At 69.2% G+C, this 20976-nt stretch carries 21 protein-coding genes; 10 read left to right on the top strand and 11 right to left on the bottom strand.

The window, feature by feature from the left end:
* Positions 1–104 precede the first annotated feature (104 nt).
* The 7 genes from DLJ53_RS31610 to DLJ53_RS31575 all read left to right on the top strand — a co-directional run bounded on the left by DLJ53_RS31610 (position 105) and on the right by DLJ53_RS31575 (position 7403).
* Positions 105–1271, top strand: a complete 1167-nt coding sequence (locus tag DLJ53_RS31610; RefSeq protein ID WP_111352321.1) for an acyl-CoA dehydrogenase family protein — start codon at positions 105–107, stop codon at positions 1269–1271.
* Entirely contained in the window at positions 1271–2539 is a 1269-nt protein-coding gene (locus DLJ53_RS31605) for an acetyl-CoA hydrolase/transferase family protein (protein ID WP_111352320.1), read from the top strand. The genes DLJ53_RS31610 and DLJ53_RS31605 overlap by 1 nt, the downstream gene beginning before the upstream one ends.
* The gene (locus tag DLJ53_RS31600) at positions 2536–3678 is read left to right on the top strand and encodes a CaiB/BaiF CoA transferase family protein (RefSeq protein ID WP_111352319.1); all 1143 of its coding nucleotides are present in this window, start codon (positions 2536–2538) and stop codon (positions 3676–3678) included. Before DLJ53_RS31605 ends, DLJ53_RS31600 begins: the two co-directional genes overlap by 4 nt.
* Positions 3679–4297: 619 nt before the next feature.
* A complete protein-coding gene (locus DLJ53_RS31590; protein ID WP_111352318.1) occupies positions 4298–4885 on the top strand; it encodes a TetR/AcrR family transcriptional regulator in 588 nt (195 codons plus the stop codon).
* 131 nt (positions 4886–5016) lie between these two features.
* Complete coding sequence (locus DLJ53_RS31585; RefSeq protein WP_111352317.1) at positions 5017–5631, top strand: hypothetical protein; 615 nt, start codon at positions 5017–5019, stop codon at positions 5629–5631.
* 144 nt (positions 5632–5775) lie between these two features.
* Positions 5776–6627 (top strand): cytochrome b/b6 domain-containing protein, encoded by an 852-nt coding sequence (locus tag DLJ53_RS31580; protein ID WP_111352316.1) that lies wholly within the window; start codon positions 5776–5778, stop codon positions 6625–6627.
* Positions 6624–7403, top strand: a complete 780-nt coding sequence (locus tag DLJ53_RS31575; protein ID WP_111352315.1) for a molybdopterin-binding protein — start codon at positions 6624–6626, stop codon at positions 7401–7403. The genes DLJ53_RS31580 and DLJ53_RS31575 overlap by 4 nt, the downstream gene beginning before the upstream one ends.
* Here DLJ53_RS31575 and DLJ53_RS31570 read toward each other — a convergent pair.
* The gene (locus DLJ53_RS31570) at positions 7379–7849 is read right to left on the bottom strand and encodes a winged helix-turn-helix transcriptional regulator (RefSeq protein ID WP_162409750.1); all 471 of its coding nucleotides are present in this window, start codon (positions 7847–7849) and stop codon (positions 7379–7381) included. The genes DLJ53_RS31575 and DLJ53_RS31570 overlap by 25 nt on opposite strands.
* A 44-nt stretch (positions 7850–7893) precedes the next feature.
* On the opposite strand from DLJ53_RS31570, the gene DLJ53_RS31565 reads away from it, so the two are divergent.
* The gene (locus DLJ53_RS31565) at positions 7894–8703 is read left to right on the top strand and encodes an SDR family NAD(P)-dependent oxidoreductase (RefSeq protein WP_111352313.1); all 810 of its coding nucleotides are present in this window, start codon (positions 7894–7896) and stop codon (positions 8701–8703) included.
* Positions 8704–8740: 37 nt separating this feature from the next.
* On the opposite strand, the gene DLJ53_RS31560 is transcribed toward DLJ53_RS31565, so the two are convergent.
* The gene (locus DLJ53_RS31560; protein ID WP_111352312.1) at positions 8741–9568 is read right to left on the bottom strand and encodes an oxidoreductase; all 828 of its coding nucleotides are present in this window, start codon (positions 9566–9568) and stop codon (positions 8741–8743) included.
* A gap of 96 nt (positions 9569–9664) precedes the next feature.
* On the opposite strand from DLJ53_RS31560, the gene DLJ53_RS31555 reads away from it, so the two are divergent.
* The gene (locus tag DLJ53_RS31555; RefSeq protein WP_111352311.1) at positions 9665–10570 is read left to right on the top strand and encodes an AraC family transcriptional regulator; all 906 of its coding nucleotides are present in this window, start codon (positions 9665–9667) and stop codon (positions 10568–10570) included.
* A 51-nt stretch (positions 10571–10621) separates the two neighbouring features.
* Here the strand turns inward: DLJ53_RS31555 and DLJ53_RS31550 are convergent, their stop codons facing one another.
* The 5 genes from DLJ53_RS31550 to DLJ53_RS31530 are packed head-to-tail and all read right to left on the bottom strand — an operon-like array spanning position 10622 to position 15492.
* Positions 10622–11650, bottom strand: a complete 1029-nt coding sequence (locus tag DLJ53_RS31550) for a TRAP transporter substrate-binding protein (protein WP_162409748.1) — start codon at positions 11648–11650, stop codon at positions 10622–10624.
* Positions 11651–11673: 23 nt separating this feature from the next.
* A complete protein-coding gene (locus DLJ53_RS31545) occupies positions 11674–12960 on the bottom strand; it encodes a TRAP transporter large permease (protein ID WP_111352309.1) in 1287 nt (428 codons plus the stop codon).
* Complete coding sequence (locus tag DLJ53_RS31540; protein WP_111352308.1) at positions 12957–13502, bottom strand: TRAP transporter small permease subunit; 546 nt, start codon at positions 13500–13502, stop codon at positions 12957–12959. Before DLJ53_RS31540 ends, DLJ53_RS31545 begins: the two co-directional genes overlap by 4 nt.
* On the bottom strand, positions 13499–14296 hold the full coding sequence (locus tag DLJ53_RS31535) for an enoyl-CoA hydratase-related protein (protein ID WP_111352307.1): 798 nt from the start codon (positions 14294–14296) through the stop codon (positions 13499–13501). Before DLJ53_RS31535 ends, DLJ53_RS31540 begins: the two co-directional genes overlap by 4 nt.
* On the bottom strand, positions 14293–15492 hold the full coding sequence (locus DLJ53_RS31530) for a CaiB/BaiF CoA transferase family protein (protein ID WP_111352306.1): 1200 nt from the start codon (positions 15490–15492) through the stop codon (positions 14293–14295). The genes DLJ53_RS31535 and DLJ53_RS31530 overlap by 4 nt, the downstream gene beginning before the upstream one ends.
* A 105-nt stretch (positions 15493–15597) precedes the next feature.
* Here DLJ53_RS31530 and DLJ53_RS31525 point away from each other — a divergent pair, with 105 nt between their 5' ends.
* Positions 15598–16494 (top strand): LysR substrate-binding domain-containing protein, encoded by an 897-nt coding sequence (locus tag DLJ53_RS31525; RefSeq protein WP_111352305.1) that lies wholly within the window; start codon positions 15598–15600, stop codon positions 16492–16494.
* 275 nt (positions 16495–16769) lie between these two features.
* Here the strand turns inward: DLJ53_RS31525 and DLJ53_RS31520 are convergent, their stop codons facing one another.
* From DLJ53_RS31520 to DLJ53_RS31505, 4 genes are read right to left on the bottom strand one after another with little or no spacing between them, the layout of a single operon-like run.
* A complete protein-coding gene (locus DLJ53_RS31520) occupies positions 16770–17792 on the bottom strand; it encodes a TRAP transporter substrate-binding protein (protein ID WP_111352304.1) in 1023 nt (340 codons plus the stop codon).
* A 51-nt stretch (positions 17793–17843) separates the two neighbouring features.
* A complete protein-coding gene (locus DLJ53_RS31515; protein ID WP_111352303.1) occupies positions 17844–19109 on the bottom strand; it encodes a TRAP transporter large permease in 1266 nt (421 codons plus the stop codon).
* The gene (locus DLJ53_RS31510) at positions 19106–19654 is read right to left on the bottom strand and encodes a TRAP transporter small permease (protein WP_111352302.1); all 549 of its coding nucleotides are present in this window, start codon (positions 19652–19654) and stop codon (positions 19106–19108) included. The genes DLJ53_RS31515 and DLJ53_RS31510 overlap by 4 nt, the downstream gene beginning before the upstream one ends.
* Positions 19647–20771 carry a Zn-dependent alcohol dehydrogenase gene (locus tag DLJ53_RS31505; RefSeq protein ID WP_111352301.1) on the bottom strand — a complete coding sequence of 375 codons (1125 nt, stop codon included), beginning with the start codon at positions 20769–20771 and terminating at the stop codon, positions 19647–19649. The genes DLJ53_RS31510 and DLJ53_RS31505 overlap by 8 nt, the downstream gene beginning before the upstream one ends.
* Positions 20772–20976 lie beyond the last annotated feature (205 nt).

Raw genomic sequence — 20976 nt, 5'->3', positions numbered from 1 at the left:
CCCCGACCGACCGAGATTGCCCACAACGAGCGCGGTGCGCGATCGATGCGCCCGCGAGGCGGTGCGCGGCCCCGCCGCCCGCCCCGAGACCCGAGGACACCACGATGGACATGACGTTGACCAAGGAGCAGGAGGAGATCCGCGACGCCGTCGCGAAGGTCTGCGCCAGGTTCGACGACGCCTACTGGCTGAAGCGCGACGAGACCGGCGAATTCCCGCAGGACTTCTACGACGCGCTGGCCCGTGACGGCTGGCTCGGCATCTGCACCGCCGAAGCGCAGGGCGGCGCCGGACTCGGCGTCACCGAAGCCGCGATCATGATGCGCACGATCGCCGAGTCGGGTGCCGGCATGTCGGGCGCGTCGGCGGTCCACATCAACATCTTCGGTCTCAAGCCGGTCGACGTCTACGGCACCGCGGAGCAGAAGGAGCGGATGATCCGGCCGATGGCGGAGGGGCGCGAGAAGGCCTGCTTCGCCGTCACCGAGCCCAACACCGGCCTCAACACGACGCAGCTCAAGCTGCGCGCCGAGAAGCGCGGCGACACCTACCACGTCACCGGACAGAAGGTCTGGATCTCGACCGCGCAGGTGGCCGACCGCATCCTCCTGCTCGCCCGCACCACGCCGCTGGAGGAGGTCGCGAAGGCGACGCACGGTCTCAGCCTCTTCTACACGACCTTCGACCGGGAGCGGATCCGCGCGCGCGTGATCGACAAGATGGGCCGCAAGTGCGTCGATTCCAACGAGCTCTTCTTCGAGGATTTCCAGATCCCCGAGGCGGACCGGATCGGCGAGGAGGGCCGCGGTTTCGAGTATATCCTGCACGGGATGAACCCCGAGCGGATCCTCATCGCCGCCGAGGCGGTCGGGCTCGGCATGGCGGCGCTGCGCAAGGCGACGCAGTACGCCAAGGAGCGCGTCGTCTTCAATCGCGAGATCGGCAGGAACCAGGGCATCCAGCACCCGCTCGCCGCCAACTGGTGCAACCTTGAGGCGGCCTGGCTGATGGTGATGCACGCCGCGAGGCTCTACGATACCGGCCAGCCGGCCGGGGCGGCGGCGAACGCGGCGAAATACCTCGCCGGCGAGGCGGGGTTCGACGCCTGCCAGCAGGCGGTCATGACTCACGGCGGCTTCGGCTACGCCAAGGAGTACCACGTGGAGCGTTACCTGCGCGAAGTCATGGTCCCGCGCATCGCGCCGATCAGCCCGCAGCTCGCGCTGTGCTACATCGCCGAACGGGTGCTCGGTCTGCCGAAGTCCTACTGATGCAGCCGGTCGCCGCGAAGGACGTCTCGTTCGCCCCGCTCCTCCAGGCGGGCGACCGCGTCGTCGTCGGCCAGGGGACGGCCGAGCCGACGACCCTCGTGCGCCGCCTTCTTCAGGAGGCGCGGGACGGCGCCCTGCCGCCCTTCCGCCTCTTCGTCGGCCCCGCCATCTCCGGCACGCTCGTGGACACGGTGCCGGATACGGTCACGGTCGAGAGCTACGGCGGCATCGGCGCCACCGCGGCCCTGGCGCGGCGGGGAAAGCTCGACGTCTTCCCGCTGCATCTCTCCGCCATCGACCGCTCCTTCCGCGACGGGCGGATCCGGGCCGACCTCGTCCTGCTGGCGCTCTGCCCGTCGGTCGAGCGGCCCGGGTGGAACCTTGGCCTCGCCCGCGACCTCGCCTTCACGGCGGCGCAGCGCGCCGAAAGCCGCGTCGTCGGCGAGTACCAGCCGGCGATGCCGGTGTGCCGCGGCGGCGATATCGGCGAACCCGCCCTCGCCGCTCTCGTCACCGCCGAGGCACCCCCGGTCGAGTTCGTCGCACCGGAACCCGACGCCACGATCCGCCGCATCGCCGGACGGATCGCCGAGCTCATTCCGGACGGGGCCTGCGTCCAGATGGGCTTCGGCACAATCCCCGCCGCCCTGTGCGCCGCGCTGACGGGTCACCGGGACCTCGGCGTCCACTCCGGCGCGGTGGTCGACGGCGTCGTGACACTGGCCGAGTGCGGAGCGCTCACCAACGCCAGGAAGGAGCATGGCCGCGGGGTCACCGTCGGCGGCATGCTGCTGGGCACCCGCCGCCTCTTCGACTTCGCCGACCGCAACCCCGCCTTCCGTCTCGCCGGACACGAGGAGACGCACTATGGCGAGGTGCTGTCGGCCATCTCGCGCTTCCACGCCGTCAACTCCGCGCTCGAGGTGGACCTTACGGGTCAGGTCGGGGCGGAGATCGTCGGCGGGCGCTACATCGGCGCCGTCGGCGGGCAGGTGGACTATGTGCGCGCCGCCCAGGCCTCGGACGGCGGCCGCTCGATCATCGCGCTGCCCTCGACCACGGCGAAGGGGCGGAGCCGCATCGTCGCCCACGTCGGCACCGTGACCTGCGCCCGCGCCGACGCCGACACGTTCGTCACCGAGCACGGCGTGGCCGAACTGCGCGGCCAGCCGATCTCCGAGCGCATCCGCCGGATGGTCGCCATCGCCGCCCCCGAGCACAGGGAGACGCTCCTGCGCGACTGGCACGACGCGGCGAGGGTGGCATGACCGGCCCGCTTGCCGGGCTGAAGTTCGTGGAGATGGTCGGCATCGGACCCGGCCCCTTCGCCGCGATGGTGCTTGCCGACCTCGGCGCGGAGGTGATCCGGATCGACAGGATCGTGCCGTCCGGTATCGGCATCGAGCGGCCGGTCGAGTTCGACTTCGCCGCGCGCGGCCGGCCCTCCATCGCGCTCGACCTGAAGCGGCCCGAGGCGGTGGCGCTCTCGCTCGACCTCATCGCCCAGGTGGACGGACTGGTGGAGGGGTTCCGCCCCGGCGTCATGGAGCGCCTCGGCCTCGGCCCGGAACCATGCCTCATGCGCAATCCCCGCCTCGCCTACGGCCGCCTTACGGGCTGGGGGCAGGAGGGCCCGCTGGCACCCACGGCCGGGCACGACCTCACCTATCTGGCGCTGACGGGCGTGCTCAACGCCATCGGCCGGCCGGGCGACGCGCCGGTGCCGCCGCTCAACCTCCTCGGCGACTACGCCGGCGGCAGCCTCATGCTCGTCCTCGGTCTCCTCGCCGCGATCCTCTCCGCCCGCGAGACGGGGCAGGGCCAGGTGGTGGACGCGGCCATCGTCGACGGCGTCTCGCTGCTGTCGGCGCCCATCCGCGGGCTGTTCGCGGCGGGGCTCCATGGCGAGACGCGCGGCAGGAGCCTCCTCGACGGCGGCGCGCCGCACTACGACAGCTACATCTGCGCCGATGGCAGATATCTCGCGGTGGCGCCCATCGAGGCCAAGTTCCGGCGCGAGCTGCTGGAGGGGCTGGGCTTCGACCCGGCCGGATTCCCCGACGTGACGCACCGGGAGAACTGGCCCGAGGCGAGGCGCCTCCTCGCCGAGCGGATCGCGAGCCAGACGCGCGACCACTGGGCCGAGCGGTTCGCCGGCAGCGACGCCTGCGCCACCCCGGTGCTGGACTTCGCCGAGGCGGAGGCGCACCCGCACGCCGCCCTCCGCGGCGCCTACGTGCGCGTCGGCGGTGTCGCCCAACCGGCGCCGGCACCGCGGTTCTCCGAGACGCCCGCAGGCGTGCCGTCACCGCCGCAGCCGCGCGGGTCCGGTGCCGACGCCCTCTCCCGCTGGGACATCGCCCCGGACCGCATCGCCGCACTGCAGGACCTCGGCGCCCTCGCCTGACACCCCGTCCCCCCGCGCCGCGGGCAACGAGGAAAGCCTTCGACGGATGCCGGTGGCTCCCGCAGGGCGGCGGTCCCGGTGGGACAGGATGGATTGACCGGCCCGGTCAGTCGCGCGGGACGATGGCGCAGGCGGTGCGCCGGCCGGGCGTCAGCGCACCTGCGGCGGCAGACAGTCCCTGACGAAGCGGACGAGTTCGGCGGCGAGCTCCAGATCCTCCGGGGCCCCTCCGAACCCGCCGTGCGGCATCGCCTCGAAGACGTGAAGTTCGGCCGTGGCGCCCGCGCGCCGCAGCTTGCGGTGGAGCCGGACCGTGTTGGAGAGGAACAGGTCGCGCGTTCCGCTCTGCAGGACTCCGGATACCCCAGTGCGTGACGGACCCGGCAGCCCGCGTGCATCGAGCGATGCTTTCAGCCTCGGCGATGCCGTGGTCGCGCCGGACCGTTCACACAGCCGTGAAACCCAACGTCCCGAACTCAGCTTGACACAAACCGACTAGTTGGTAGATTCAGCTGCAGCGCACGAGACGTGCTGTCGCTCGGCGGGCGCCCGCTGCTCCCCCGTGTACATCACGGAGGGCGCCCGCGCCGGCCGAGCGTCGGACAGGAGTGAATGCCAGATGGCCAACGTGTCCAGCACCGCCGACGAGATCCTCGCCTGTGCGCGCACGCTCGTCATGGCGGGCGGCTACAATGGCTTCAGCTACGCCGACATCGCCAAGGTCGTCGGCGTGCGCAAGCCGAGCATCCATCACCACTTCCCCAGCAAGGTCGATCTCGTGCGCGAGCTCGTGGCCAGCCACCGCCATTCCGTCGAGGACGGGATCGCCCGGCTGGAGCGGTCCGTCTCCGACCCGGTGGAACAGCTTCGTGCCTATACGAGGGTCTGGGTCACCTGCATCGAGGACGCCTCGGTCCCCATCTGCCTCTGCGCGCTGCTGGCCTCGGAGATCCCGGTTCTGCCGGAGGAGGTCGTGTACGAGGTGCGAGCGCATTTTCGCGCGCTGTCGGCCTGGCTGACATCGGTGATGGAACGTGGTGCGCGCGACGGGCGGCTGAACCTCTCGGCCTCTCCCCGCGTCGAAGGAGAATCCTTCATGGCGACGGTCCATGGCGCGATGCTGTCGGCACGGGCCTATGGCGACCCGAAGATGTTCGAAAGCATCGTCGGACCGCTCCTCGAGCGACTGACGAGCCGGTCGGGATAAGTCTTCGACCCCGCAGGCGAGCGTCAGCCCGCCGGCCAGACTGACGGACGATCGCCAGACCGTTCCGCGATCGCCGCGCGGGTGCGCGCTCATGCGCCCGAAACCTACCAACTAGTAGATCGGAACTTGATATGCTGAGAATGACCCTTTCCACCCTGCTCGTCGCGGCCGCCCTCGGTGCGCCCGTCACGGCGATGGCGCAGAGCCAGGGCGAAATCGTGCGCATCCGCGGCGACATCGTCGAAGCGGCGGACAGCGCCCTGACGGTGAAGACCCGTGAGGGCGAGACGGTCGAGGTGACCCTCGCCGACGGCTGGAAGCTCGCAGGCGTCGGCAAGGCCGCCGTCACGGACATCAAGCCCGGCGACTACGTCGGCATCGCGTCGCTCCCGAAGGCCGACGGCGGCGACGGCGCGCTCGAGGTGGTGATCTTCCCGCCGGCGATGAGCGGCGTCGGCGAAGGCAGCTTCGGCTGGGACCTGAAGCCCAACAGCACCATGACGAACGCGACCGTCGCGAACGCGGTCAAGGGCGTCGACGGGCGCACGGTGACGCTCACCTACAACGGCAAGGAAAAGGCGATCTCCATCCCGGACGGGGTGCCGGTCGTGACGCTCGCCGCAGCAACGCCGGCCGATCTGAAGGCGGGTGTCACCGTCTTCATCGCCGCCCGGAAGGACAGTTCCGGTGCCGTCTCCGCCCAGCGGGTCATCGTCGGCAAGAACGGCGTCGTCCCGCCGATGTGACGGAGCGGGGAGCCGGCCGCGCGGCCGGCTCCTTCACCTGTGTCCCGACGCCCCGAGCGTGGGCGGCACCGCGTCGAAAAGGGATCGGCAATGGCGGAAGCGGGACCCGACGACAGTCACCAACCCACAGATGGGAGCCGTCTCATGTTCGAGCGGACAGCAAACGGGCCGAAGCCCGCGCGGAGCACTCTCATAAAGCGGCATTCGATCGCCACACGCCTGACGCACTGGGTCAATGCTCTCTGCATCGCGCTCCTGCTCCTGAGCGGGCTGCAGATCTTCAACGCGCACCCGGAGCTCTACTGGGGTCGATACGGCGCCGACGGCGATCCCGCGGTCCTGTCGATCGGCGCCGAAAGCGGCCCGAGCGGGACCCGCGGCGTCGTCCGCGTCGGATCCGTCACTTTGCCGACGACCGGCGTGCTCGGATTGTCGACCTTGGACGGCAGGCCGGTGGCACGCGCGTTTCCGGCGTGGCTCACCATACCGTCCTATCAGGACCTTGCCACGGGACGACGGTGGCACTTCTTCTTCGCGTGGCTCTTCGTGGCCAACGGCCTCGTCTATCTTCTCGCCGGGGTGCTGAGCCGCCATGTCGCGCGGGACCTGGCCCCGGACCGTGACCAGCTGACCCCGCGGCATCTCTGGCGGGAGATCCTCGACCACGCACGCCTGCGCTTTCCGCAGGGCGATGAGGCACGGCGCTACAACGGGCTCCAGAAGATCTCCTACCTCGCGGTCATCTTCGTGCTGCTCCCGCTGATGGTCGTGACCGGACTGACGATGTCGCCGGCCATGGACGCCGCCTTCCCAGTGCTCCTCGACATCTTCGGCGGACGTCAATCGGCCCGGACGATCCACTTCATCACGGCCTCGCTCGTGGTCCTGTTCGTCCTCGTGCATGTCGCGATGGTCGTTCTTTCCGGCCCCCTCAACAACCTGCGCTCCATGATCACCGGACGCTACGCCATCCGCGAGAAAGGATCCGACCGATGACCGGCCATGCCCTGACGCGTCGCCGCCTTCTCGCGGGCGGAGCGGCCGCCGCCGCGGCGCTGCCGCTGAGCGGCTGCGATCCGCTCGGCCAGAATGCCGACGTCGATACGGTGCTGCGTTCAGCCGAGACGTTGACCATGCGGGTGCAGCGCCTCCTGCTCGGCCGCAACGCGCTCGCACGCGAGTTCCAGGCAACGGACATATCGCCATCCTTCCGCGTCAACGGCACCAGCCGGCCGGGGAGCGAGGAGTATGCGGCCCTGGAGGCCGACGGCTTCGCGCACTGGCGGCTGAAGGTGGATGGCCTGGTGCAGCGGCCGGGGGCGTTCTCCCTGGCCGATCTCAAGGCGCTGCCCGCGCGCACGCAGATCACCCGGCACGACTGCGTCGAGGGTTGGAGCGCGATCGGCCAGTGGACGGGCGTGCCGCTCGCCACGATCCTCGGTGCGGTGGGGCTGATGCCGAATGCACGCTTCGCCGTCTTCCACTGTGCCGACGAACTGGAGCTGACGTTCGACGGCAGCGGCCGATACTATGAGAGCATCGACCTCGTCGACGCCTTCCACCCGCAGACCATCCTCGCCTACGCCATGAACGGCGCGGACCTGTCGGTCGGCCACGGCGCACCGCTGCGCCTGCGGGTCGAACGGCAGCTCGGCTACAAGCACGCCAAATATCTCATGCGCATCGAGCTCGTCCAAAGCCTGAAGGACCTGTGGGGCGGCAACGGCGGCTATTGGGAAGATCGGGGCTACCAGTGGTACGCCGGCATCTGATGCCATCGCCGCGCCCCGCGCGAAGGCGCGCCGGAACGGCACGCCCGGTCAATCTGTAATCCGGTCCCTGTCCTCGAGATGCAGGCGGGAGAATTCCCTCTCACCGAGATCAGGACCGGGGTAAGGGCGCGGCCCGAACGCGTCAGCTCGTATTCGACCCGCGGCGGCCGCTCGTCGAAGTCGCGCCTCGCCACCAGTCCGTCGTTCTCGAGCTCCCTCAGGTGCTGCGTCAACATCTTCTGCGAAATATTCGGGATGTCTTTCAGCAACTGCGCGTTGCGCATGGTGGGCTCGGCGAACAGACGAAACAAGATATGCAGTTTCCATCGCCCACTGATGGACCGCAGCACCCGGCTCACGTGAGCAACCGAGCCGTCCGGGCCGAGACAATCGAGCCTTATTTCCGGGTCCATAGGCACCTTTAAGTGCGTAATTGCCTCGCTCACCGCATGCCCCCATCAAATCCCGGGATCAAAATGGGACCTGCGCGATGGATTTGAAACTCGACGGGCGCGTGGCGCTCGTCACGGGCAGCAGCAAGGGCATCGGCGAAGCCGTCGCCCGAGGACTGGCGCGCGAAGGCGCCGTCGTGATCGTCCACGGCCGTGACAAGACGAAGACCGAGGACGTCGCGCACTCCATTGTCGCCGAGGGTGGACGCGCTTATGCCGTCCTTGGCGACCTGACGGACGACGACGCGGTCGACCGCCTTGTCGCCAGCGCACAGGCGTTCGCGAAGCCGGTCGGGATCGTGGTCAACAACGCGGGCGGCTCCGGACGGACGGAAGACTGGACCACGACGCGCCCGGACACGTGGGCGACGGGCTACGACCGCAACGTCCTCGCGGCCGTCCGGGTCACCACCCCGCTCCTGCCGGGCATGCGGGCGGCGAAGTGGGGACGGATCCTCAACATCTCCAGCCTCGCCGCGTTGATGCCGCCGTCCAATCGGCCGGACTACGCGGCGGCCAAGGCCGCGATGATCGCGATGACCGCTTCGCTCGCCAAGGCCGTCGCGAAGGACGGCATCACCGCAAACACCGTTTCGCCCGGGACGATCCACAGCACCAGCCTCGAGGAGGCGTTCCGGACCGCGGCGGCGAACCAGGGGCTCGCGCGGGACGCGTCGTGGCCGGACATCGAACGAACGGCTCTGCCGCTGTTCGCTCAGGTTCCCGCCGGGCGGTGCGGCACGCTCGAGGAGATCGCCGACGCCGTCGCCTTCCTCGTCAGCCCCCGCGCCAGCTACATCACCGGGTCGAACCTGCGGCTCGATGGCGGAATGTGGCCGGGCCTCTAGGCCGGCACGCACCACGCCCTCGGTTCGCCGCTCCCCTTCAGCCGTCGGTGGAGCGGGTCAGCGCCTCCCAGTCCGAGAGCTCCTGCTTCATGCGTTCGATCCGGTCCCTCACCAGCGTCAGCGCATCGCTTCCGAGCAGCAGTTGCGGCGGGGGATCGTCGGACGCGACGAGCGTCAGGACCGCGGCTGCCAGCTTCTCGGGATCGCCGAGCTGCTTGCCGCTCTTCTCCTGGCGCGCCGCGCGGATGGGATCGAAGAGGGCGTCGTAGTCCGGGATCGAACGCTCGGTCCGCACCATGGAGCGCCCCGCCCAGTCGGTGCGGAACGAGCCGGGGCAGAGCGCGGTCACGCGCACGCCGAAGGGCGCCATTTCCGCGCGCATCACCTCGGAGATGCCCTGCAGCGCGAATTTGCTCCCGCAGTAGTAGGCGATCCCCGGCATGGTGATCATTCCGCCCATCGACGTGACGTTGACGATGAAGCCGCCGCGCCGCTCGCGGAAGCGCGGCAGGAAGGCCTTGGCGACGGCCACGGCGCCGAACACGTTCACGTCGAACTGCCGACGCATCTCGTCCAGGGGCGATTCCTCGAGCACGCCCTCGTGGCCGTAGCCGGCGTTGTTGATCAGTACGTCCACCGCGCCGTGCTCCTGCTCGGCCTGCGCGACGATGGCGGGGATGCGGTCGAACTCGGTCACGTCGCACAGGATCGCGCGGACCTGCGGCAGGCGCTCCAGCAACGACTCCCGCGCAGCCTCCGAACGGACGGTGCCGATGACCGTATGACCCGCCGAGGCGGCCGCCTCGGCGATGGCAAAGCCGAATCCGGAGTTGGCGCCGGTGATGAAGAAGGTCTTTCCTGACATGAATCAGTCTCGTCTTGATCATTCGTCTGGATTGACAGATGCTCTCGCCATCGATCGCCACCCAGTGCGATTTCTCTACGTCTCTTGCCTGATCCTATGAACATGAGTGAGGCGCCCGCTTCATTGACCGATCTCGCCCGGCGCCTCGCTCCGCGGCCGGGCTACAACTCCACCGGCCTGGACTCCGTCCGGCTGCTCAGGTCGGAAGCGATCCTCGAGGACGTGCCGGTGCTCTACCGCCCCGGTGCGGTGTTCGTGCTGCAGGGCTCGAAGCAGGGATTCCTCGAAGGGGAGGTCTACCGCTACGACGCGGACCATTATCTTGCCGTGTCGGTCCCGGTCGCGTTCCGGATGGCCTCGCAGGCGAGCCCGGAGCGACCGCTGCTGGCGATCTACCTCGATTTCGACCTGCGCCTTGCCGCCGAAATCGTGACGGAGCTGGGCGCGCGGCAGCAGGCCTCGCGGCCCTCCCCCGCGCGGAGCCTCGTTTCAAGCCCCATGGACCCCGTCGTCGCGGATGTGCTGCTGCGCACCCTTCGCGCACTCTGCGATCCGGGCGAGCTTGCGATCCTGGGACCGGGTCTCCTGCGGGAACTGCACTACCGGGTGCTCGTCGGTCCGCAGGGCGGCGCGCTGGCGGCGGCCCTCCAGCAGCGTGGTGCGGTCGGCCGGATCGTGCGGAGCCTCGCCCGGATCCGCGAATGCTATCACGAGGGTCTGTCGGTGACTGAACTCGCGGCCGAGGTGGGGATGAGCGCCCCCTCCTACCACGCGCATTTCAAGACCCTGACCGGCAGCACGCCGATCCAGTACGTCAAGGCCATGCGGCTGCACGAGGCGCGCCTGATGATCGCGCGGCAGGAGGGGCCGATCGCCGCGATCGCGGCGAGGGTCGGGTATGCGAGCGCTGCCCAGTTCAGCCGCGATTTCAGGCGTCACTTCCGCCGCAGCGCGACCGAAGAGGCGAGGTGGATGCGCGAGCATCTGGGCGAGATCGTTTGAACCGACCTCGCCGAAGGGCCCTCGCCCGGGGGCGAGAGCCGGCAGCGGACGTCATCGCGTCGCCGTGCCCCGCACCGCGTCGAGCGCGGTCCGAAAGGCCGCCAGCGCCTCGTGGCCCGGCTGGTCGCGGGAGTCGAGCTCCGTCGCCCACGCCTCGGCGATGCTCGCGTTCGCAGCCTGAAGGGCCGCGGTCCCGCTCTCGTCGAATGAAACGACGCCGACACCGGCCGCCTTCATCGCGCTGGATGCCGCGCCCTCCTTCTCGTCGAACGCGGCGCATGCGTTCTCCACGACCTGATCCCCGGCCTCGCCGAGGACGTTCTGAACCGCTTCGGGAAGGGTGCGCCACTTGCGCTCGCTGATCGAGTAGGCCACCGCGATAGTGCCGAAATTCTGGTCCGTCGTGATCGCCTTGGTCAGATCCGTGAGCTTGTAGCTGTCGACGCTGATGAGGGCGAGCAAGGCACCGTCCACCGTCCCGCGGGACATGGAATCGTAGATCTCCGGCGGCGCCATGCGCACCGGCACCATGCCGAGCTTCTCGAGCGTCAGGCTCTGCGCGCCGCCAGCCGCGCGCAGCTTCTGTCCCTCGAGGTCGTCGACTGACGCCACCGAGTCCGATGCCAGGATGAGCTGGTAGGGCGGCAGCGCCACGACGAACAGCGGGCGGATGCCGTTCGGCTGGTACTCCTTCTCGAACAGGAACCCGCCTTCGCGGGCAAGGCGCCAGTAGGTGCGCATGACCTCGCAAGAGGTCTTCGATGCGCCCGGCAGCTCGGCAACCGCCGAAAGGGGCATCTTTTCCGGGACGTAGGACGGTCCGATGTAGCCGATGTCGATCAGCCCGGCCTGCGTCAGGCGCAGGAAATCCTTCGCCTTGCCGACCTGCTCGGCCGGGAAGTAGTCGATCTTGACCGTCCCGTTCGACAGGCTCTCGACCCGGTCGATGAATGGCTTCGTCGCGGTCTCGGCGATGACGTGACCGACGGGCAGCGAGTCGCCCATCCGCAGCGTCACCTCCTGCGCCAGCGCGCCGGTGGAGAGCGCCGCGGCGGCGCACGCGAGAACGATGGATTTCATGATGTTTCCTCCTGTTTTTATAGTCATTTCATCAGCCCCGGCAGCCACAGCGTGATGCCCGGGAGCGCGATGAGAAGGGCAATCGCTACGAGGTGCGCGACGATGTGTGGAAGGACGCCGCGGAAGACCTCGCCGAGCGGCCGCTCGGCATAGCGCGCGACGATGAAGCAGTTGAGCCCGACGGGCGGCGTCACCATGCCGAGCTCGGCCGTGACGATGATGAGAACGCCGAGCCAGACGAGGTCGAAGCCGAGCGACTGCATCAGGGGGACCACCACCGGCACGGTCAGCACCAGGATCGCGATCTGGTCCAGGAACGAGCCGAGCACGATGTATCCGAGCAGGATGATGACGAGCACCTGCCAGGGGGCGAGGCCGAGAGCGCCGACCCCGTCGACGAGGCTCGTCGTGATCTGCGTCAGCGCGAAGAAGTAGCCGAACACGCTGGCGCCGAGCAGGATGACGAGGATCATCGCGCTGCCGTGCGCGGCGCGGCGCAGCGCGTCGACGACGTTGCGCCGGGTGAGGCGGCCGCACCAGGCGAGCAGGATGAAGGCGCCGAACGCGCCGACCGCGGCCGCCTCCGTCGGTGTCGCGAGGCCGAGATAGATCACCGCCGTGACGAGCGCGAACAGGGCCACGATCGGCCCGACGGGGGCGAGCATCCGCACCCTGTCGCGCAAGGCGACGGAGGGGGCCGACGGCGCGTCCTGCGGCCGGCGCAGCGCGAGGAGATAGACCGTGCCGACGATGGTCGCCATCACGAGGAGGCCGGGCAGGATTCCGGCAATGAGCAGGCGCCCGATGTCCACGTTGGCGAGGAGGCCGTAGACGATCATCGCGACGCTCGGCGGGATCAGCATCGCCAGGGTGCCGGAGATCGCGACGACGCCGGCGGCGAAGCTCGGCGCGTAGCCTTGGCGGATCATCGCCGGCAGGCTCGTCGCCGACAGCGTCGCCGCCGAGGCGGTCGACGTCCCGCAGATCGCCCCGAACCCGGCACCCGCGATCGCGGTCGCCATGCCCAGCCCGCCCCGCACCCGCCCGACCCACGCGGCAGTGACACGGAACAGATCGTCGACCTTGCCGCTGCGCAGCACGAACTCGGCCATCAACAGGAACAGCGGGATGGTCAGGAACTCGAACGTGCCGGCGATGGCGAGCGGCGTCGTCTCCAGAACGCCGAGCGTCGCCTGCCAGCCGACCGTCAGCCACAGCCCGGCAACGCCCGTGATCAGCATGGCGAAGCCGACCGGGGTGCCGATCGCAAGCAGTGCCAGAAGCGAGAGGAGAATGCCGGCGGTGATCATCGCGTCACCTCCAGCGCCTCGACGGCGCCGGCATCCGTCGTACCCTCATGCACGGCATCGGGCGCGGCGATGGCGCGGACCGTCGTCGCCGCGAGGCGGACGATGAGCATCAGCGTGCCCGCCGCCACGAGCGCGAAGGACGGCCACACCCGCCACGGGATCGATCCGGCCACCACCTCGTCGCGCGCGAACGCTTCGATGCCCTGCCATACGCTGCCATAGAGGATGACCGCGAAGGCCGCGAGCGCCGGGAGATCGCCGATCACGTCGGCGACCGCGCGCATCCGCTTCCCCATCACGTCGCGCAGGAGCGTGACGCGGATCTGCGCGCCGTCGCGCAAGCTGTCGGACAGCACGAGGAAGAAGACCGCCGGCATCAGGTAGAGCCCGACGACGTCGCGGGTGAACACGAACGGCCGGTTCAGCCCATAGCGCAGGGCGACGTCGGCGGTGATGAGAACCATCATCGAAAACAGCGCGATGCAGCCGAGGATGACGGACAGCCGCTCGAGGCGGACGAGAAGATTGCCGAGCGCGCTCACGAGGCCGACTCCCGCCGGCTCATGCGCGACAGCATCGCGTCCACGGCCGCCTCGTGCTCGGGGGTGGAATGGGCGAGCACCTGGAGCGCCGCCGTCGCGTCGAGGGCGGTCGCGAGATCCTGCTGCGTACCCATGCGGATGAGGCGCTTGTAGTAGCGCAGCGCGACGCCGGAGTGCTGCGCCATTTCGCCGGCAAGCGTGAGGGCGCGGTCGAGAAGCGCGCCCGGCTCGGTCACTTCCGAGACGAGACCCCATTGGAGCGCGGTCCCGGCGTCGAGCACACGCCCGGTGAAGGCGAGCTCGGCCGCGCGCGCCGGCCCCAGAACCCGCGGCAGGAACCACGCCCCGCCGATCCCCGAGATGATCCCGAGGCGCACGAAGACCTCGGCGAAGCGCGCCTCGGTGGAGGCGATCCTCAGGTCGCACATGGCCGCGATATCCAACCCCGCCCCCATCGCGGGGCCGTTGACGGCGGCGATCACCGGCACCTCGAGCGCCTGGAAGGCCAGGGGGATGCGATGCAGGCCACGTCGGTAGGCCCGCTCCATCTCCGTCGGCGTCCCGGCCATGAAGCCCGCCTTCGTGCGCATGTCCTTGACGTTGCCGCCGGCGCAGAACGCGGGCCCGCGCCCGGTGAGGACGGCAACGTGCACGTCCTGCTCGGCGTTGACCTCGTGGAGCGCCTCGGCGAGCGCGTCGCACTGGTCCTGCCGCGAGAGCGCATTGCGGTCGGCCGGGCTGTTCAGCGCCAGAAGGGCCACGCGTCCGTGCCGTTCGATGTCCACGAAGCTCATGCCGCGGCCCCTTCGCTGACGACGCCATCGGCGATCAGGGCTTCGATCTCGCGAGGAGCGAAACCGACGAGCTCGAGAGCGGCGCGACTGTCCTGGCCGAGCATCGGCGCCGCCCGCTGCGGACCGGGGTCGGCGGTGCTGCCGAAAGCGAAGCGCGGCATGCGCACCGGGCCGGACGCCGGGTGATCGGTCGTCACCTCGCTGCGCTGCGGCTGGTAGGCGCCGCTCTCGACCACTGCGGCGAAGTCGGCGACCGGCGTCGCCATCACGTCCCGCGCCGCAAGCCGGGCCGCCCATTCGCGGGCCGTGGCCGCGGCGAACCGCCTGTCCAGCTCGCGGTGAAGCTCCGCCCGGTTCGTGACACGGTCGCCGTTGGTCGCGAACCGCGGGTCGCCGGCAAGGTCGGGGCAGCCAAGGACCTCGCAAAGGACGGGCCATTTCGCGCCCTGATAGGCAGCGACCATGATCCACCCGTCGGCCGTCGGGAACGCCTCGTTGGGTGCGGCGTAGCTCGCCGCGCTGCCGGTCGGCTGCGGCAGCGCGCCGTTCGTCAGGTAGTCGGTGAGGTTGAGGTGCTGCAGCATCATCATGCCGGCGAAAAGATCGATATCGAGCGAGGCGCCATGGCCCGTGCGGTCGCGGGTGCGCAGCGCCGCGAGGATCGAGATCGTCGCGAACAGCGCGCCCGTCATGTCGGCGACGGGCAGCGGCACCTTGCCGGGCCCGCGCTCCGAACCGATCGTGTTCATAATCCCGCTGGCGGCCTGGACGATGCCGTCGACGCCCGGCTGATCGCGCCACGGACCGGTCTGCCCGTAGGCGGAGATGGCGCAGTAGACCAGGCGGGGCTGGACGGCCCGAAGGTCGGCGAACCCCATTCCGAGCCGCTCGGCGACGCCGGGTCGGAAGTTGTGCACGAGGACGTCGGCCCGTTGCGCCGCGCGCGCCACCACACGCCGGGCATCGCGGTGCTTCAGGTCGAGCGAAAGACCGAGCTTGTTGCGGTTCGAGGCGAGCAGGACGACGCTCTCGCCGTTGACGCTCGGGGGCCCGAGTGTGCGCGCGAGCTCGCCGGACGGCGGCTCGATCTTGATGACGGTCGCGCCGAGGTCGGCAAGCCACATGCCGCACACGGGCGCAGCGATCAGCTGTCCGAAATCAAGGACGACCACCCCTTCGAGGGCGTTGCTCGTCACCGGCTCCTCCCAGACTTTTCGTTGTTGGACGGACGGTGCTCGGGGCGGGGCAAAACGACAAACGATTTTATTTGGCGCAAATGTTGAGCTAGGCTCAACATTGCCATGACGCTCCCATCGCTCGTCGCGCTCCAGGCTTTCGAGGCTGTTTCCCGCCACGGCAGCGTCAGCGCCGCGGCGGACGAGCTGTGCGTGACGCCGGGCGCGGTCAGCCGGAATCTCAAGCTGCTGGAAGCAACCTACGGCGAGCGTCTCGTCGAGCGTGTGGGGCGCGGGATTGCGCTGACCGCCCGCGGGCGGATGCTCGCCGAAGGCCTTCGGCCGGGCTTCGAGCAGATCCGGCGGGCGAGCGCGGAGACGGCACGCGCCGCGCGCTGCACGGTCCTGCGGCTACGCTCCTACACGACGTTCGCGACACGGTGGCTGCTGCCGCGCCTAGCCGCGTTCCAGGTCGCCAACCCGGATATCGAGGTGCAGCTGACAATGGCCTCGCTCTGGACCGAACTGGCCGGCCTCGACGCCGCGATCCGCCTCGGTGAGGGGGACTGGGGCCTCGAGAGCCATCCGTTGATCGCCAACATACTCGCCCCGGTCGCCGCGCCTAGGATCGCCGAAAGACACCGGGGCGATATCGCCGGTCTCCTGACGCACCCGCTCCTGTCGACGCCTCACCGTCCGGACGACTGGACGATCTGGCTGACGGCGGCGGGGGTTCATGACACCTCCGGCCTGCGCTTCATCTCGATGGAGAGTTCGGCGATCGCCTATGAGGCGGCCATCGCCGGGCGGGGTGTCGCGCTCGCCCAGCTCGCCCTCGTCGGCGACGACCTCGCGACGGGGCGTCTCGTCCGTCCCTTGGACCTCGAGGTCGACCGGGGCCAGCACACCTACCGGCTCGTCTGGGACGCGGCCAACCCGAAAGCGGACGCCCTTCAACGTCTCACCGCGAGCCTCACCGGCCCGTCCCGCGCGCCGCGACCTGTGGACGACGACCCGGCATGAGGCGTCCTGCGCCCGGGCACGGTGCGATGTTCCGGGAGACGGCCGGGGCCACTCACGGCAGGAGCCAGAGCGCCCACGACCCGGGTTCGAAGCTACCGGCTCGCCGACAGACGGGGGGCGAAGATCAGCTGTGGCCCAAGTTGATGTCACTTATGCTGAAGGTACATCGCACACTATGACTCTTCGCGGTCGTGACGGCGCTTCCAGGCCCGCCTCGTTGCCGAAGCTTAAACAGAAGCGCCGCCAGTGGGGATGCCCGTTTGCGGGGCCGGGCGCTAGCGCAGGCTGATGGCCTCGTCGAGCATCGCCTTGCCGTCCTCGCCGGTCATCTCGACGAAGGCCTCCCACACCGGCTGCGCCTTCTCACGCCAGGCCGGGAGGTCCGCCTCGCTGATGTAGACGACCTTCGCGCCGCCGGCCTCCAGCTCCTTGATGGCCGCCGTGGTCTGCTCCTCGACGATCTTCAGCGACTTCTGCGACAGCTCCGCGCCGACCTCCATGATGACCTTCTGGTCCTTCTCCGGAAGGCTCTTGAACTCGGCGAGCGACATGATGATCGGCGTCACGGCCGGCCAGTTGTAGGGCGCGACGGTCAGGCCCTTCAGCGGCAGCTTGTTGTCGCGGGTGTAGATCGGCGGCAGGATTCCGCCGTCCACCACGCCCTGCGTCAGCGCCGGCACCAGCTCGACCCCGGCAATCGCGATCGGCGAATACCCGAACGTCTCGCCCGAAAGCTGGCCGATACGACCGCCCGGCGAGCGCAGCTTCAGGCCATGGAGCCCGTCCATCGTCTCGACCGGCTCCGGCTTGGTCAGGAAGAACGAGCTCGGATAGTCGGTCGGGGCGATCGACACGAGCTTGAAGCCGCGTTTCTCCATCGCGCTCGCCAGCATCCCCCCGCCTTTCTCGCTGTCGAAGAAGCGGCGGCCATGGCTGGTGTCGTCGAGCGCGATGTCGAACAGGAACGGCAGGTCGAAGATGCCCCACAGCGGCTCGACGCTGGCCGCGATCGGCGCCACCGAATAGGTCATGGAGACCTGACCGGAGAGGATCGCCGGAAGCTCCTGGTTGATCGGCATGACCTGCGCGGACGGGAAGACCTGGAAGGTGACGTCGCCGTCGGTGCGCTTCGTCACCTCCTGCGTGAACCACTGGACGTTCTTGTGGTGCTGCGAGGCGGTCGGATAGGCGTGGACGAAGCGGAGCTGCTTGGCGTCCGCGTCGGTCGCGCCGAGACCCGCGGCGAGGAAGGCCGCGGCGGCGACGCCGAGTGCCGCCCGAGCGAATTTGGTACCCATGGAGTTCTCTCCCTCGATTGTTTTATTCGGTTATTGCGAGCCTCGAGCGGCTCATTCCGCGACCGTGGCGAGCCAGGGGACCCACCAGAGGACCAGCAGCGAAAGAAGCAGCGCGGCGAAGTACGGCATCGCGCCGCGGATCACCGTGCCGATGGGAACCTTGAAGAAGCCGGAGAGCGCGAAGAGGCTCATGCCGACCGGGGGCGTGACCTGCGCGATCATCATGCAGGCGATCGTGAGCACGGCGAAGTGCGTCGGCGAGTAGCCGATGGCCTGCACGATCGGGAACACGATGGGCAGGGTGATGTAGAGGATCGGCACCGGGTCGAGCACGGTGCCGAGCGCGATGAAGAGCAGCAGCACGATCGCCATCGTCCCGTGGTCGCCCACGGGCAGCGAGGTCATGAACTCCGTCACGGTCTGCGGAATGCCGGCGAATGTCATCGCGTTGGCGAAGACGGTCGCGCCACCGAGGATGATGAAGATGATCGTCGTGGTGACGACCGCCGACTCCGCACAGCGGAAGAACGTCCTGAAGGTGAAGTTCCCGCGCTCGAAGATCGCGCTCATCGCCAGCACGTAGGCGACGGCGACGGCAGCCGCCTCGGTCGGCGTGAAGAGGCCGCCGTAGATGCCGCCGAGCACGATCACCGGCATCGCCAGCGCCGGCAGCGCATCGACGAAGCTCTTCATGACCGCCTTGGAGCCCGCCCGTTCGCGCAGCTTCCGGTCGCCGTACCAGGACAGGATGACGGCGGTCGCGACGAGCAGCACGGTGATGACGAGGCCCGGCAGGATGCCGGCGAGGAAGAGCTTCGAGACGTCCATCTGCGCGATGGCCGCAAAGAGGATCATGTAGATGCTGGGCGGGATCATCTGCCCCAGCGTGCCCGAGACCGCGATGACGCCGAGCGCGTCATGGCGGTCGTAGCCCGCCCGCAGCATGTGCGGCACCAGCATCGACCCGACCGCCACGACCGTCGCGGTGGACGAACCGGACAGCGCGCCGAAGATGGCGCAGGTGACGACGCCCGTCGCCGGCAGGCCGCCGCGCGTGTGGCCGATGAGGTTCTCGATGAACCGGAAGAGACGCCCGGCCAGCCCCATCTCGGTCATCAGGTTGCCAGCGAAGAGGAAGAAGGGCACCGCCAGCAGCAGCCAGCTGTCGATGGAGATGAAAAGCTGCGAGGTCACGGCCTGCGCCGGCATTCCGATGTCGAGCACCAGGACGATGGCGCCCGAGATCAGCATCGCCGCCCAGATCGGCGTGCCGACGAGGAGCAGGATGAAGAACGCGCCGATCCCGAGCGCGGTCATTCCGCCGCCTCCGTCGCGTGCGGCAGGGGCGTGCCGACGGCAAGGGCGATGAGGCGCAGCAGCGTGAAGACGAGGGCGAGGGCGATGCCGACGGGGAGCGCCGCGGAGGGCACCCACGCCTGCATCTCGCCCGACATGGTGAGGAGGCCCATGGAATAGAGCCCCGCCTCCCACGTCCATGCCGACCGCATCAGCCAGACCAGCAGCGCGGCGAGCAGCAGCGTCTGGACGATGTCGACCGTCCGGTTCAGACGCCGGGGCAGGAGGTCGGTGACGACCGTCATCGCAAGGTGCGCGTTGCGCATGATGAGCGGCCCGAAATAGAGGAGCACCGCATAGACGATCGAGAACCGGCACACCTCCTCGACCATCCCGTAGGACGTGCCGAAGAGGTAGCGCAGGACGACGCTGGCGAAGGCGAGCGCGGTGCTGAGGCAGATCAGGAACACCGCCACGACACGCAGGACCGTGCTGAGCGCGGCCTCGATCTGGCGGAAGGGCGTGGGGAGACCGCGAAGCGGCGCCGCCGCGACGGTGTCACTCATACCGGATCAGGCCCCGGGCCAGGCGGCCCTCGTGCAGGTCGTGCAGCGCGTCGTTGATCTCGCCGAGCCGGTAGGTGCGGGTGATCAGCTCGTCGAGCCGCAGCCTCTTGCGCGTGTAGAGGTCGACGAGCCGTTCGACGTCGAGGCGTGGCCGGGCGCCGCCGTACATCGAGCCGGTGAGCACCTTCTCCTGGATCGGGAGCGTCAGCGCCTCGATCTCGCAGCAGCTTCCAGCCTCCGCCGCGCCGACGACGATGGCCTTTCCGCCGGGGCGGATGGCGTCGTAGCACTGGCGGATCGTCGCCTTGTGGCCGATCGCCTCGAACGAGAAATCCACGCCGCGGCCGCCGGTCAGCGACTTCGCCATGGCGACGGGGTCCTCCTCGCGCGGGTCGACGACGTGCGTCGCACCGAAGTCCAGCGCCATCCGCCGCTTCTCGGCGCTGAGGTCCGAGACCAGGATGACCCGCGCCCCGGCGATGGCGGCCGCCTGCACCACGTTGAGGCCGACGCCGCCGGAGCCGACGACGAGCATCGTGTCCCCCGGCCGCACGGCGCCGGTGTTGAAGACGGCGCCCGTGCCGGTGAGGACCGCGCAGCCGATCAGCGCGGCGACGTCCATCGGCATCGCCTCGGGGATCCTGGTCGCGCAGCGGGCCGGGACCACCGCCTGCTCGGCGAAGGACGAGACGACCATGTGGTGAATGACCTCGTCGCCCTTGCGCAGACGCGTGGTGCCGTCGACCATCGTGCCGCTCTTCAGCATCCCGATGCCGACCTCGCACAGGTTGGGCCGGCCGTTGCAGCAGTAGAAGCACCGCCCACAATCGTAGACAAAGGAGAGGACGACGCGATCGCCGATGGCGAGGTCGGTGACGCCGGGGCCGACCTCCTCCACATAGCCGGACGCTTCGTGTCCCAGAACGATCGGCAAGGAAGAGGGTCGCGCCCCTTCGATTCGTGTCATGTCGCTGTGACAGACACCGCTCGCGGCGAAACGAATACGAACTTCGCCAGTCTGCGGCGGGAGGAGGTCCACATCCTCGACGCTGAGAGGCTCCCGATACGCACGAAGTACGGCGGCTTTCACAGTCTGCCCTCCCCCAGGCCAGGACATATTGGAATTTTATTGTTGTCCTGTAAGTTGGACATAACGAACACAAATATGGATGTTTGGTCAAGCGAGTTCCCGCTGCGTGGCGGATGCGGTCGGGTGCCCCGATCGGTCCGGGCGGGCCCGCCGGAGACACGGCCGCACGCGGTCGAGGACCGGTCCCGCGACCGCCGGCGTCATTTCCCGGCGGTTGGCATTCCGGAAATCC

The organism is Acuticoccus sediminis (genome assembly GCF_003258595.1).
GTDB lineage: Bacteria > Pseudomonadota > Alphaproteobacteria > Rhizobiales > Amorphaceae > Acuticoccus > Acuticoccus sediminis.
The sequence above is the reverse complement of the archived record's forward strand: the minus strand, read 5'-3'. Positions and strand labels throughout refer to the sequence as shown.

What these genes read in the sequence shown, in the direction of transcription:
- DLJ53_RS31610 (WP_111352321.1), top strand. Translation starts at nt 105, where the DNA reads ATGGACATGACGTTGACCAAGGAGCAGGAGGAGATCCGCGACGCCGTC.
- DLJ53_RS31605 (WP_111352320.1), top strand. Translation starts at nt 1,271, where the DNA reads ATGCAGCCGGTCGCCGCGAAGGACGTCTCGTTCGCCCCGCTCCTCCAG.
- DLJ53_RS31600 (WP_111352319.1), top strand. Translation starts at nt 2,536, where the DNA reads ATGACCGGCCCGCTTGCCGGGCTGAAGTTCGTGGAGATGGTCGGCATC.
- DLJ53_RS31590 (WP_111352318.1), top strand. Translation starts at nt 4,298, where the DNA reads ATGGCCAACGTGTCCAGCACCGCCGACGAGATCCTCGCCTGTGCGCGC.
- DLJ53_RS31585 (WP_111352317.1), top strand. Translation starts at nt 5,017, where the DNA reads ATGCTGAGAATGACCCTTTCCACCCTGCTCGTCGCGGCCGCCCTCGGT.
- DLJ53_RS31580 (WP_111352316.1), top strand. Translation starts at nt 5,776, where the DNA reads ATGTTCGAGCGGACAGCAAACGGGCCGAAGCCCGCGCGGAGCACTCTC.
- DLJ53_RS31575 (WP_111352315.1), top strand. Translation starts at nt 6,624, where the DNA reads ATGACCGGCCATGCCCTGACGCGTCGCCGCCTTCTCGCGGGCGGAGCG.
- DLJ53_RS31565 (WP_111352313.1), top strand. Translation starts at nt 7,894, where the DNA reads ATGGATTTGAAACTCGACGGGCGCGTGGCGCTCGTCACGGGCAGCAGC.
- DLJ53_RS31560 (WP_111352312.1), bottom strand. Translation starts at nt 9,568, where the DNA reads ATGTCAGGAAAGACCTTCTTCATCACCGGCGCCAACTCCGGATTCGGC.
- DLJ53_RS31555 (WP_111352311.1), top strand. Translation starts at nt 9,665, where the DNA reads ATGAACATGAGTGAGGCGCCCGCTTCATTGACCGATCTCGCCCGGCGC.
- DLJ53_RS31550 (WP_162409748.1), bottom strand. Translation starts at nt 11,650, where the DNA reads ATGAAATCCATCGTTCTCGCGTGCGCCGCCGCGGCGCTCTCCACCGGC.
- DLJ53_RS31545 (WP_111352309.1), bottom strand. Translation starts at nt 12,960, where the DNA reads ATGATCACCGCCGGCATTCTCCTCTCGCTTCTGGCACTGCTTGCGATC.
- DLJ53_RS31535 (WP_111352307.1), bottom strand. Translation starts at nt 14,296, where the DNA reads ATGAGCTTCGTGGACATCGAACGGCACGGACGCGTGGCCCTTCTGGCG.
- DLJ53_RS31525 (WP_111352305.1), top strand. Translation starts at nt 15,598, where the DNA reads ATGACGCTCCCATCGCTCGTCGCGCTCCAGGCTTTCGAGGCTGTTTCC.
- DLJ53_RS31520 (WP_111352304.1), bottom strand. Translation starts at nt 17,792, where the DNA reads ATGGGTACCAAATTCGCTCGGGCGGCACTCGGCGTCGCCGCCGCGGCC.
- DLJ53_RS31515 (WP_111352303.1), bottom strand. Translation starts at nt 19,109, where the DNA reads ATGACCGCGCTCGGGATCGGCGCGTTCTTCATCCTGCTCCTCGTCGGC.
- DLJ53_RS31510 (WP_111352302.1), bottom strand. Translation starts at nt 19,654, where the DNA reads ATGAGTGACACCGTCGCGGCGGCGCCGCTTCGCGGTCTCCCCACGCCC.
- DLJ53_RS31505 (WP_111352301.1), bottom strand. Translation starts at nt 20,771, where the DNA reads ATGTCCTGGCCTGGGGGAGGGCAGACTGTGAAAGCCGCCGTACTTCGT.